Here is a 13,877-nt window from a genome sequence, read left to right on the forward strand (position 1 = left end):
CCAGCAGTACCACCAGAAACAGAGACTGTCGCCGAACCATTAGATCCAGAGTTACAAGATACATTAGTTTGTGCACTGACAGTTGCTACTAGAGCAGTTGGTTGCGTGATTGTAAAATTTTGTGTAGCGGTACAAGAATTAGCATCAGTCACAGTCACAGTATAAGTACCTGCTGATAGTCCTGAAGCTGTAGCAGCCGTTCCACCACTTGGTGCCCAAGAATAGGTATATCCAGCAGTACCACCAGAAACAGAGACTGTCGCCGAACCATTAGATCCAGAGTTACAAGATACATTAGTTTGTGCACTAGCAGTTGCTATTAGAGCAGCGGGTTGCGTGATTGTAAAACTTTGGGTAGCGGTACAAGAACTAGCATCGGTTACCGTTACCGTATATGTACCTGCTGATAGTCCTGAAGCTGTAGCAGCTATTCCGCCAGATGGTGCCCATGAGTAGCTATATCCGGCAGATGCACCAGAAACGGAGACTGTAGCCGAACCATCAGAGCCAGAGTTACAAGATACATTGGTTTGGGAGGCAGCGGTTAAAGATATAGAATTAACAATCCCTGCTAAATTTAAGATCCTATCTGTTGCTCCAACTGATGACGTTGTCAAAGTTCCATAAATAGCACCTGTTGCTGCTAAACTAGTAACTCTAATGTAGACCGTTGTTGCACTTAAAGAACCGCTAGCTGTTATGCTTACAGAACTTGCAAAACCAGAACCTGGAGTTAAACTTACCTCAAAACCTGTTGTTGTAGTAACTATAACATCATTTGTTAAATCTGTACCAGAGAGAGTGAAAGTTTGTTCTGCAGACGCTGTACCTGAACATGAAGTAAAAACTGGAATTTGTTTCTCTACCCAATTACCAGTAGCTCCATTTAAAGAAAATGAAGATAAAGTACCAGTATATCCATTTCCACTCACATCTGTTAATGTGATAGCTTGTGAAACAGAGGTGTTATCTCCACGAGGAGCAATATAAGGGTTATTAAAATCATAAAATGCCATAACTCCCGTTTCATTACCATCAGGGCTGTTTGTCATAAAATTATTTATGTCAACACTGGTGAGTGCACTGTTCCAAATTGAGAGTTCGTCTATTGTTCCATTATTTGAACCTTGTATAGACCCATTTAATAATGCAGCTCCCATTGAAGATGTTGTGGGTGTAATAATTCTTGTTTCATTTCCTGTGTTCTCTGCTACTCCATTTACATACAGAGTAATAGATCCTGCATTATTTGTAATGGCGATATGAACCCAACCCGAATTTTTAATAATTGTAGTTGATTCTACTACTGCGCCACCAGAAGGCACATAATACCTTAATTTTCCGCTAAAATTAGTTTCAATCTTAACGTAATTATTGGTTGTAGGACTTCCCCAAGTAAATATATTTGAAAATGATCCTGTAATATTTACCCATCCCATTACGGTATAACTTGATGTGTATGGTATCATTGGGTTTATATCAACTGTCTGTCCAGCAGTAGCATCAAAATTTAATGATCTATTTGGAATAATTGTTGGGCTAGGTGCCGCAGTTGAAGATTTAGAGGTCATAACACGGTTACCTGTACCATTGAGCGATACAGCTACAAACATATTATTTTCATAGATTACACTAATCCAACCATTGCTTGCAGCCGATGCATGTGCCGTCCATGTAACACCATCAGGGCTTGTCATAACACGATTTGAACCACTGCCGGCTACTGCTACAAATAAACCATTACCATAGGTAACACTAGTCCAAGTATTATCTTCCGCAGACAATTGCGCTGTCCAAGAGATACCATCAGGACTGGTCATGACCCTGTTTCCCGTTCCACTTTGCGCCACTGCTACAAATAGTCCATTGCCATAAGTAATATCGTTCCAACTATTATCAGCTGCAGACGTTCGAGACGTCCAAGTAATACCGTCAGGACTCGTCATTACACGATTGCTGATTCCAGTATCAGATACCGCTACAAAAAGACCATTTCCATACACCACGTCATTCCAAACATTAAATGCAGCTGCATTTCGCGCCGTCCAAGTTATACCATCAGGGCTTGTCATCACGCGGTTTGCACCATTAGCCGCAACAGCTACAAAAAGTCCATTACCATAGGTAACTCTATTCCACAAATTATCTGCTGCCGAAGTTCGAGATGTCCAATTAATTCCGTCAGGGCTCGTCATAACGCGATTGCTTGAACCAGAAGCCGATATAGCTACAAAAAGACCATTGCCATAAGTAACATCTCTCCAAGTGTTATCTGCCGCCGCATTTTGTGTTGTCCAAGCAATTGCATCTGGGCTCGTCATTACCCGGTTACCCGTACCCGAAGAAGCAACAGCTACATACAAGCCATTACCGTAGGTTACGCCTCTCCACTGATTATCTGCTGCAGAGGTCTGAGAAGTCCATAAGGTTCCTGCGTTTAAGGTTGTTGTTGTTGTACTATTCCCAAAAACAGTAACGCCTCCTTCTGAGGAGTAAGGATCACCAAGACTTGTATAAGGCGTGCTAGTTGCTAATACACTACCATCATTATTAAAGTTAACATCCGAACCAAAAAATAAATCGTCTGCTGCTCCTAAAAGATCGTTTCCATCTTGTACCCAATCATTGGTATTCGAATCAAAATCAAAAATACGGATATATCCATTATCTCCAGCGCCAGATGTACCTCCAACGGCTAATTTATTTCCGTCACTAGTTAAACTAACTGATGAACCATAATAATTTGATGTTACAAGACCAGGAAGAACACTTCCTACTTGTACCCAATCATTTGTATTGCTGTCAAAGTCAAATGTTTTGGCATTTCCTACATATCCATTAGCTCCAGTAGAACCAACTGCAAGCCTTGTTCCGTCTGAAGAAAGACTAACTGAAGATCCAAATGAATCGTCTGTAGTGTCACCTAAAAGATTGCTACCTGTTTGTACCCAATTTGTTGAATTATAGGTAAAGGTTTGTACAATACCTTGATATGGAATGTAGGCATATCCGCCAGCAGCTATATGGCTACCATCGTAATCAATATCTAATGAGTACCCAAGTTTAGCACCTTTTGGTCCTTGAATTGTTGTGCCTAATTGTGTCCATGTATCTGAGTTTGTATCATATTCATAGGCGTATACCATACCAGATCCAAAACCGTTTGTACCATTACCATTTACTCCAGGTGCATTGTAGGAACTTACCAACAGTCGGTTACCGTCTCCACTTAATTTTAAGTTCCATCCAAAATAATGTGTATATCCCTCACCAAAAAGATCGGTTCCAATTTGCGACCAAGTACCATTTATGTTCTTAAAAACTTGTACTTGTCCAGAAAAATCTCCGTTGCTAGTATTGTAAAATGGGGCTCCAACGGCAACTAATGTACCATCTTCACTGACACTTACTCGCGAGCCAAAAGCTATATTTGGTATACTTCCAACAAGTGTATTGCCCAATTGTGTCCAATCAGTGCCGTTAAGTTGAAAAATTCTAACTTGTCCAGATCTATTTCCATTGTCATCATTTTCAGGAGCTCCTGATGCTAGTATAGATCCATCAGCACTTATGCTTACCGAACTTCCAAAATAATCTCCTGAGTTTTCTCCGTTTATACGACTACCCATTGGAGGCCAATTTTGGGCAGAAGCAAAAGAATAAGTAAATAAAAGTAACAAAGCCATTGCGAGCTTCAAAATTTTAGATGTCATAATAATCGTTTTATAAGTATGCAGCGAAATTATGACTAGATTTACTTAATGCTCTATTTTACACCCCCCGATAAACCCCCGAAATTGTAAAAAACGCAGATTATCTTTTATTTGCAGTTACTATATTAGTGAGTCAAGTTTACAGAAGTTAAAAGATGATTTTTTTAATCAAAAGATTACTAAAAAAAGGAAGCGGTATAAAGCTTGCAAAGAACTGCCTATTATTTAAAAGATAAAATAAAGGAAGTAAGATTTATATTTTTATCAAGCTTCATTTTTTTTCTAATAATTCCACGAGTGTTTTCTACAGTTTTAATGCTTCGTTGCATTATCTCCGCTATTTCTTTAGTAGTTAAGTTTAAACGAAGTAATGACACTATTCGAAGTTCAACCGGTGATAAATCTGGATACATCGCTATAACTTTTGAATGAAAGATGCCATGAATTTCTTTAAAACGATGATCAAATTCATCCCAAATATTTATGTTTTCTGATGAGGATTTAATTTTTCGAACCAATTGATTAATTTCAATATTAGAAACTTTTGATAATTTTAAAATTTCTTCAACATCTGAAGCTATGAGTTTATTGTTTTCCTGAAGATGGCTAATGTTTAAAGTTTTATGAGCTAATTCATTATTTTTTATATCTAACTCTAATTTCATTTTGTCTGCGATAACTTCGGCTATTTTTTTCTCTTGCAAAGACTGTTTTTTTCTATAAAAAAACCAAAGCGACAATAGTATTAACAAAAGGGATAGACTAAATAAATATCCAATAGTTAATTTTTGACTGATTTGCTTAACATCCATTTCTGAAATAGTTTTTTGTTTTTCAGCCGTGTCGTATTTTATTTGTAATTCAACTATTTGTTTATGCTTTTCAATATTTACTAAACTATCATTTATTTGTTTAAACAAAGATTGAAAGTAAAAGGCGTTTTTATAATCGCCCATAGCTTTGTGCACCTTAGTTAATGTTTCGTAGACTTTAGATTGTTCTTTTGGAATACCTAATTTTTTAGTGTAATCCAGAGCCCTATTTAAATTTATGATAGCAACTTTATAATTTTTAAGAAAAAAATAGGTTTCACCTATACTAGCATAATTAAGCGCTAAACCATAGGGTATTTTCTCTTTTTTACAAATATCTAAAGATGAATTATAAAAAGATAAGGCCTTTTTATGGTCACCTTTTTTTTCATAAATATTCGCTAAATTGGAATAGTTTTGCGCCATTACTAGATTACTCCCTAAATTTTTTGCAATCGCTAAAGATTTTTCATAATAGGTAGTAGCCTTGTTTAGTGAATCCATCTCTTTATATGAAACCCCCATATTAAGAAAGTTTATAGATAAATTTGATAAATCGTTATAAGTTTTATTTATTTCTGCTGCCTTTTTGAAGTACTCTATTGATTTATCGTATAGTTTAAAATTTGCATTTGAGTTCCCTAAATTGGTATAAACAATTGCAAGCAACTGCTTTTCATCTAAATATTGATAAATTTCAGCGGCATTGATATAGTTTTCTATGGCTAATTTATTGTCCCCTTTTAAAACATAAACATTTGCTCTGTTATTGTAAATTTCAGCATGTTGAATACTTTTTACATTACTTTTAGTAAGTTTTTCAGCTTTATCGTAAATCAACAGAGCAGAATCATAGGAACCAAGATTATAATTAACCTTACCAAGTAGTATTAGAGCTTTAGCTTTATCAATAGAATTATTATCTGGAATACTTTTTAAAGCAATATCAATTTGTTTTTTTGCTTCATCATATTTACCTAAAACATTTAATGCTGCTGCATTTTTTATTAATGAATTGCTGATTCCATTCTCATAAGAAAGTTTCTTAGAAATATTTAAAATAGTTTTTGTGTACTCTACCGCTAATTTTGGATTGCTATTTATTATATCTCCTACCTCGATAATCATTTTATCAACCCATGCTTCGTCTTTGTTTTGAGATTGTGATAATAATTCAAGTGAGTTTACATTAGGTTGGGCAAAAAATAATGCAGGAAAAAATAAAAATATAAAAAAACAAATTTTCTTATTCATTTTGATTGATGATAAAGTACTACTAACCGATAGTACATTTTTAAAATTATGAGTTTTGATATAGTAAACTATAACCCGTTGGGTATAATTATTTATAAAAAAACCACTGATTAAATACTGTCAAGATACCGAAATTCATGATTTTGAAGTCGAAAAAAAAATCAATATCGATTTCAAATATAGTAAAAAATTATTTTAGAGTTTTACAAGTATATATTGTTCAAATTGTGATCTAGAATGCAAATTTCGAGTTCTACAAAAGATAATATATTTGATTTATAAGTAGTTACATTTATTTCAGCTACTTAAATCATATCAATTGACAGTGAAAACTTATTTTTTAATCCGTTAAAAAATGAACACAACCCCAATTAGATTGAGCAAAGCAAATTCGACAAACGGAGAACAAATTATTATTATTTTGCGATGAAGTATGAGCTAAATTAGTGTCACGTTTTATAGAATTTGAAGATTACTTATAGGCCTTTATATAATCGTAATTGCTCAAGTGATAAAAGAATTAAAATCTTCAAATATAATCTCGAAAACGGTCCTAATAAAGACTTTTGCGTTAGACAGAATAACTGTGCTGCAAAGGCTAAAGCTCTACAAAAGCCATTGGAAGAAGCCGAACTGAAGATCAAGGAGCTTACTACGCTTATTGATGTGGCTGAAGATTAGCTCAACATTGCCATCAGAAAAAAGTTTTGTGCCAAGCAGTCCGCAAAATGAAACATGACTATCCCAAATCAAGGATAAGTGTGTTTTGTCGACAGTTTTGCAAAACAATACATTCATATTATGATGTATTATGACAAAATAAAAATAGTATGTAAAGAGAAAAATGTTGTTCTTCAGTAGGCTAATTAATTAGGAATAATCTTCTTAGGGTCAGCAATCGTAAACTGCTCTATCTTCTGCAAACTTCATTAGCATCAAACATAGATAAAAATAGGCAGTGATTATCTTTTGATTTGCTTTCTTAGTGTAAACTATCGGTTCGATATGAAATGAAAAATGACCTTAAAATGAATTTAAGGTCATTGGTACGACTGTGAACCCTATAAACTTTTTTTCAAACCAAGTACTGGAATTTCTAGAAAATTTGGTAGAAAAAATGCCGTAAAAAAACCCCTAAATTTCTTCACAGGTTTTTGAAAAAATAATGTGGGTGATATAGATTTAAAATTGAATCAAATACTTGTTTTTATGATGGTTCTATGCTCAATTTAAGGCAAAAAAAATGACTGGATATGCAAATAAAAGCCGCAGTATTAGTTTTAAATTTTTCACCATCAACATCAATTATTACTGCAGTGAATGCCACTTGAGGCTTAAAGTCTATCCCAATTTTATCATTTAAAGGAAAACACACTATAGGTCCATAAGCCAAATAAGCAAGACCTAAAACAGATGTATTATATTCTTTATTTGAAAATGCTGATGAACCCCAGTTTAAAGTCAACCCGAAATTTTCAGTAAAACGATATCAAGCATTAATGAGTCCTAAGTTCAATCCCGTTCCCATATTATAGTCTGTATTTGTCAAATCCCCACGAGGGAATGCGGCTCGAATAGAAACACCAATATAACCTTAATAAATATATTATCTTAAGACGTAATTTAGGCACCACAATTATTTAAATTTTTGATTTGTTTGGGCAATATATTACCACCAACCTCTTATATTATAAATAACTTTAGGTTGATTTTTACCGTAGGCTACTCCAATATCACGAACTGCTTTTATTGTCAGTTTTTGTAAATCGACATTATCTTCTTGTTGTTTCATTTTAAACTCCCACTCACGCTTATCCAAATCATTAATTCTTTTTGCAATTATTTTGGAAAAGTTTTGAGCATCATTATAGCATGAAGAATTTGGATCTATTTTTGCTAAAAAAACAGAGGCTTGTTCTGCACTAGAATTATCTTGGCTAGTATTCCAAGCATTTTTAGCTTCTGTAAAATCAATTTTACATTGACGATCAATCAGTTTTTGATAAATTGGCCCAACAGCATTCATTGCTTTGTCATAACAATCTTTACACACTTCAGGAATAGCTGTTAATGCTGCTATTGAAGAATCAAATTCGTTTTTACTTGCAAACATTTCTGCTTCTTTCAAAATAAAATCACATCTACTATTATAGTATTCAATTATTTTAGTTTTACCGGTTTCAATAAAAGTTTGATATCTTGCATCATTTACTTTTAAATTTTGTAGAGCAGAGTTATAAGCTTTTGTTTCTGTTGTGCCTACTCCTTTAAGTGTTAATGAGGTGCTAGAAAATTTAGTTCCTGCGATACCATCTCCAATATAAAATGTAATTTCAATAGTATAGGCATGCATGGGTGGAGCTGTCGGTGTGATATCCTTAGTTAAAACAGCTACATTAGCAGTTATAATAAAACGAGGACTAGTAGCACTACCACCCATTCCTGCTTTAGTAGCAATTTGACTTAATTTATTAGATAAATTTGCTTTTGATGATTCTGTTAATCCTTCAACTTGATCGGGAATAAATGTATTTAATACAATTCTAGCAGCATCATCTAATTTTCCACCAGTATTTTGTGCTGATGTTTTGAAAAACAAACTTAACACACAGATTGCGAATAATATTTTTTTCATAATTGTAAGTTTTTATTTTTCTCCAATAATAATTGAGGCTTGTCCCAATCCTTTTATAGTTAATTTTGCAGTAATCTGATATTTTTCTTTTAAGAATTTTTGTAGACCTTTTGACCAACCTCTTGTATCTTGTGCTTTGCCATTTGCGTCAATCAATGCAATTCGGACTTGTTCAAATTGCATTCTATTTTCTGAAGCATCAGTTGTGCTAAACCTACCTTTTACAGTATTTTCAGATACCCATTGTTCAATTATTGATCCCAATTCTTCTCCTTCGTATTCTGATTCTAAATCGTCTGTAGAGGAATCGAATTTTTTAATTTTAAGGGTTACTTCTCTTCCGTTTTCAAACATATCTTCAAAATGTTTTTGAAGTAAACCGTTAAAGTTGTCTAAATGAGATAAAACAGCAGTTTCTAACATTATTGGAAGTGGAGCTCCAATCAAATCATTACCGGTTCCGGAAGCACCAGCAATGTTTTTGTCTGTATAAGAATCAAGACCTACTAAATCAAAAGTAACTGATTTTTTTGGACCAAAGGAATTGACTTTCCAATTGATTTGCATCCAAATATCAGCTTTGGCAATATTTTTTAATTTATCAACAGGGCTTTCAATTAAGCCTGCGTCACTCTTGCTCGAAGTCATAGCATTTTCAGCCGCTTCTGATTCTAAAGATTTCAATGTTTGTTCCAAAGATTTTAGTTGAAACCCGCGAGCAGCCATTAATTCTCCTAATTTATTCATTACTAAAGTCAATTCCATGTTTTCTTGAACAGCACGTTTATAATCAGGTATCTTAGTTGAGGAGCCTTGATTGTCAAATTCAATATAACAATTATTTTGGATACACCAATTGTCACTTGGAACTACCATAATAATTGGTTTCTTTGCCTGTGCAAAAGAAAAATGTACAGTCAAGAAAAAAAGTGAAAGTAAAAAGTAATTAAAATTATTTTTCATAAGATTATAGTTGTTGTTTAATAATTTTGTCCTCAATTAGTTTCGTCTTTAGATTTGAGCGTAACACTCTAACTACTAATCCATTCGTCACGCTTTCAGTATTTTTTTTCCGGTCACGATTAAGTTTGTCTCCAATGCGTTCGTCGCGCAAAGAAATGAAGTTTCTATATTCTCCCCCGTCGGCAAAAAATTTATTGAAGTAGACTTCATATTTTTCTTGAGCATTTACTTCAAATACTAAAGGTTTTTGATTGCATTCCTGCTTTCCTTCTTGAATTCCTTTAAAAATCACATCTCTTATGGCATTTTTTTTGGCTTGCTCTACAGCATCTGCTCTGTTTCTTCCATTTCCCCATGCTTTTAATGTTTGCGAACCATCAAGTTCTACTCCCAAACATTCGGTTTTATAGATGTAATTTCCAGCTGTTTTTTTCTGTGCCGAAACGTTAAAAATAACAGTAAATAAAAGTAAAGTGATAAATATCTTTTTCATATTTTTTGATTAAAAACCTACTGATAATCCTTTAATAATTCCTGCGTTTTCTAGATCTCTTCGCAGATCTTCCTTTCGGATAGAAATTAAGACTCCTATTTTGTATTCTTTACCGACTTTCAATCTATCTTCAGCCGCTACACCTCCATCGTTGGTTAAAGACACAAACTTTAGGTATTTTCCGCCTTCAGCGAAAAAATCATCAAAGAAATCAGTTTTTTCGTCTAATAAATTAGGGTTGTTACTAAGGGCTGATTGACCTGGAACGCGATCATTACCTGAAAACCCTCTAAAAATAATTCCATGAACTGCATTTTTTTTTGCTTGTTCAATGGCTACGTCTGGTTTTTTTGAATACGACCAAACTTTTATTAAATAAGTTCCTGAAACTCCTGTTTGAACGGGTTCAATTTCATATCGCCAAGCATTTGTATATTTATCTGCTTTTTTTTTAGCTTGTGCATTACACGTAAATATAAATGCAACTATTATAAAAATTGTAAGGGCGATTTTTTTCATTTTATCTAGTGTTTTTTTTTCTTTATTTATTGATATGGCAACTTTTTAGTAATTCGCTTTGAATACTATTTTATTTGACGAATTAATAAGCCCGGATAGAATTTCTTTCCGCCTTTGAAGGTAGTTCGATCAATTGCACCTTCCTGAACTGGTTCATCTCCTAATATGAAACGATTATCCCAAATTTTCTGTCCGTCAACTTTAAGAGTTCCTAGATTTTTATATTCGATTTTTCCTGATTTCTCATCTAGAACCGCTTCTAGAACTTCGAATTTATCGCCATCCTCTAACCCCTCTTTCAGTCCAATTTTAGCAGTAATAGGCTCTCCTGTAAACAAAGGAACTTTCGGTTTGAATACATCATAGTTTTTTTGAAGCTTAGCAAACACTTTTTCGATATTAAGAGTTACGGATAGATTAATGATTTGTTCTTCCGTTCTTTTTTCTTTTAATGAAAAAGTTACTAAAGTTGTAGCTTTCTGGGAACCTACAAACTCCATTTCAAAAATGTCACTAGTGTCAAATTTTGCTTTTACTATTGGATTTATCTGATTTTTTTCAGCATACATATCTTGGAAAAAGGTACCTTGAGTTGTTTCGTCCCATTTTAATTTGTACAAATAAGAAGTTGTCCATACGGAATAACCCTCTTTCGCTTTTTCATATGCTTTCTCAAGTACCTTTATTCCAATTTTTTGAACCAAGGGATTTGCTTTTCCCAATAATAATATCGCAGCATCGCGAATTCCTCTTGCTATTGGCTCATTTTCAACGAAATACATTGATGAAACTACAACAAATGTATTGTTGATTAATTCAAATCCTGCTGATTGCAATATATACTTTCCGTCACTAGAGGCAGCAGCTGTTTTTGTATCTAAAAATGAGGCATTAAAAGCGCCTCGACTTCCAACTAATTCATAATCAAAGCTTCCATCATCCTGTCTATTAAACCATTTTGCCACTATTTTTTTTGCGATTTGTTGATCTTTAAAATATTTTTCAATCATTTCAGGTGTTTTTGAGGCAACTGTATCGCTTGAATATTTTGTTAAGCTAAATGATTTTTCTCCAATGTCATGGTTGTCATATTTATCAGGAAATGGTGCATTGTAATATGCACTTAATACTTGATCTACTTTCGGGAAGTTTGAAGATTCAATTAGAATGGTATGAAGTGAACTTCTTCGGTATTTTGTTTCCTTAATTTCCTTTTGATTGTCTTGAGCAAAAAGGATAGAAGTACACAATAAGGTACTTAATGTAATAGTTAGTAGTGCTTTCATTTGAGTTTTTTTGATTTTATGTGTGTTAGAATTTTAGAATAGATATCCGATGGATAATTGTATCACTGAGTTGCTATTTTGATTGTTAGAGTCTCCTGTTACTCCATTATCTATTAAACCTAAAACATAACGACCTTGAATGAATGCTGCATCATTTATATTATATCGCAAGCCGGCATTAATACCAAAATCTATGGTTTTTATTGTGTCAATTTTAGCATTAGAATTGCTCGTCTTTAATCTTGAGGACATAAGGATCCCTAATTGAGGACCAGCTTCAAAACTCAGTTTACCTACTATTTTGAACTTTCCTTCCACAGGCAAGGAAATATAATCTAGTTTAGTTCTATAAAATCCAGGTACAATACCAGTATGCGTTGAACCTTGTTTAGAGTATAATATTTCTGGTTGAATTGAAAAATTATCTGAAATCATAATTTCTGCAAGTAAGCCTAAATGGACACTTGTTCTCATACCTTGATCTTCAACATTTCCAATAAAATTTGAAATATTTAACCCTCCTTTGATACCAATGATAATTCCTTCTTCTCTTTTAGTTTTCTGACTGAATACAGTTGTTGAAAACAGAGAGAACAATAAAACAACTATAATTTTCTTCTTCATTTTATTTTATGATATTAATTATGCTAACCTATCATTTCAAAATTAAAATCACTGGAACAAATTCATGGAATAAAGCTTAATAAAAAACATTATTTCTGTACTTGAGTTACTTTATTGTTTATCACAGGAAAAACCTTAATTACTCCTTGTCTAATTTGTAGTTCTTTTTGCAGAAATTTTAGCTAATCGCTGCTACATAAGCTTATTTTTTTATTAGTCAGCTTTACTTATTATTTATTAGCTTTTCTTCTCTGTAAAAATGATTTAAGTTTATGGTTTTTATAAAAAAAATATCGGAAACAATACTTTCTACTATTTATTTTTATTTAAACAATTGATTAACAATACTATAATAAGTAAAAAAAAACGCCTTGTAGAAGGCGTTTCAGATTGATTTAGGAGATTAATATTCGTTTATTCACTTTTTAGTAAGTTTGGTAATAACCAAATATCTTTAATTCGTTTGTCCGTTGCATTTTTTCTTTCAATGGATAATTCATTTTCCTCAATTCCAGTTAGCTTCGACACTTTGTAAAGAAAACTATTTATAATTAGTTCCCTCCTTTTTATGGTAGCCGCATAAGTTCCAGTCTCGGGCTTGTTTTCGAATAATTGGTTCAATTCGTTTAAAGAAATATATTGATTTAAATGTTCCAAAAGATAGATTAACAACCTTTTTTCTTGGTCATCAAATAATAGTATTGGCTTTCTTTTATAAAAAAACACGTTTTTTTTCTGATTGTAAATAATTCCTTTGAAAGGTATAATCGTTTCTTTTAGTTTATTTCTAAAGAGATAGACTAATAAAATCAAAACTAATATAAAGACTGAAATACTAGCAGTATGTATGGCATCAAATAAAGGACTAACAAAAACGGATGTAGATATTAATTTACCTTTGAAGTGGATATTCAAATAAAAACTGCAGTATTAGTTAAGCAATATTTTTTATAATTATTTTTTAATAATCTTAATTAAATTGAATTTATCGAGAAAATTAACTTTAATAACGTAGGATGATGGCGGTAAATCTGAAAAATCAACAAAGGTTTCTAAAACATTTTTTAAATTAATAATTCTAATTTTTTGACCTAACAAAGAATAAATTTCTAATTTATCTAATGGTTGTTTAGCTGAAATAATTAGTTGATTCTGAACTGGATTAGGATAATAAATTAAATCAAATTTTTCAAATGCATCAGATGAAAGATTTACAACGTTAATTATCACTTCAGAAAAGTTAGAACATCCATTAATATCATTAATTGAATATTTTATTGTTGTTGAACCTTGTAAAATCCCTAAAACTAAACCTAAATTATTAACTGAAGCTATTGAAGGTGAACTGCTAGACCAAACTCCTCCTAATATATTTGAAGATAATTGAAGATAATTATTTTCATCAACGTTATAGTCTCCTGTAATTGAAGTAATAGTATTTATTTGATTCACCACAATAGTCATCATAGCTGTGGTAGCACATTGTCCCAAAGTTGGTGTGAAAGTATAAGCAGTGGTGGCTGTATTATTTAATGCAGGTGACCATGTTCCTGTAATCGTATTATTAGATGTTGTAGG

Annotated in this window: 11 protein-coding genes; all 11 read right to left on the reverse strand. The window is 32.7% G+C overall.

Annotated features, from left to right (window positions below; genetic code table 11):
- A partial coding sequence (locus ACEN2H_RS15100; RefSeq protein ID WP_441733789.1) for a beta strand repeat-containing protein occupies positions 1-3,713 on the reverse strand: 3,713 nt, incomplete at its 3' end.
- Between the two features lie 221 nt (positions 3,714-3,934).
- Positions 3,935-5,779, reverse strand: a complete 1,845-nt coding sequence (locus ACEN2H_RS15105; protein WP_441733791.1) for a tetratricopeptide repeat protein — start codon at positions 5,777-5,779, stop codon at positions 3,935-3,937.
- Between the two features lie 1,207 nt (positions 5,780-6,986).
- Entirely contained in the window at positions 6,987-7,244 is a 258-nt protein-coding gene (locus ACEN2H_RS15110; protein WP_441733793.1) for a hypothetical protein, read from the reverse strand.
- 204 nt (positions 7,245-7,448) lie between these two features.
- Complete coding sequence (locus ACEN2H_RS15115; protein ID WP_441733795.1) at positions 7,449-8,414, reverse strand: hypothetical protein; 966 nt, start codon at positions 8,412-8,414, stop codon at positions 7,449-7,451.
- Positions 8,415-8,426: 12 nt separating this feature from the next.
- Entirely contained in the window at positions 8,427-9,377 is a 951-nt protein-coding gene (locus ACEN2H_RS15120) for a DUF6175 family protein (RefSeq protein ID WP_441733796.1), read from the reverse strand.
- A 4-nt stretch (positions 9,378-9,381) separates the two neighbouring features.
- On the reverse strand, positions 9,382-9,870 hold the full coding sequence (locus ACEN2H_RS15125; protein WP_441733798.1) for a hypothetical protein: 489 nt from the start codon (positions 9,868-9,870) through the stop codon (positions 9,382-9,384).
- 9 nt (positions 9,871-9,879) lie between these two features.
- Positions 9,880-10,389 carry a hypothetical protein gene (locus tag ACEN2H_RS15130; RefSeq protein ID WP_441733800.1) on the reverse strand — a complete coding sequence of 170 codons (510 nt, stop codon included), beginning with the start codon at positions 10,387-10,389 and terminating at the stop codon, positions 9,880-9,882.
- A 65-nt stretch (positions 10,390-10,454) separates the two neighbouring features.
- Positions 10,455-11,675 (reverse strand): hypothetical protein, encoded by a 1,221-nt coding sequence (locus ACEN2H_RS15135; protein WP_441733801.1) that lies wholly within the window; start codon positions 11,673-11,675, stop codon positions 10,455-10,457.
- A gap of 33 nt (positions 11,676-11,708) precedes the next feature.
- Positions 11,709-12,299: a porin family protein gene (locus tag ACEN2H_RS15140; RefSeq protein WP_441733803.1), complete on the reverse strand. Its 591-nt coding sequence runs from the start codon at positions 12,297-12,299 to the stop codon at positions 11,709-11,711.
- Between the two features lie 414 nt (positions 12,300-12,713).
- Positions 12,714-13,214: a hypothetical protein gene (locus ACEN2H_RS15145; RefSeq protein ID WP_441733805.1), complete on the reverse strand. Its 501-nt coding sequence runs from the start codon at positions 13,212-13,214 to the stop codon at positions 12,714-12,716.
- 39 nt (positions 13,215-13,253) lie between these two features.
- Positions 13,254-13,877, reverse strand: a 624-nt coding sequence (locus tag ACEN2H_RS15150) for a T9SS type A sorting domain-containing protein (RefSeq protein ID WP_441733807.1), incomplete at its 5' end; no start/stop codon positions are given.

Source organism: Flavobacterium sp. W22_SRS_FP1, from assembly GCF_052113685.1.
Lineage (GTDB): Bacteria > Bacteroidota > Bacteroidia > Flavobacteriales > Flavobacteriaceae > Flavobacterium.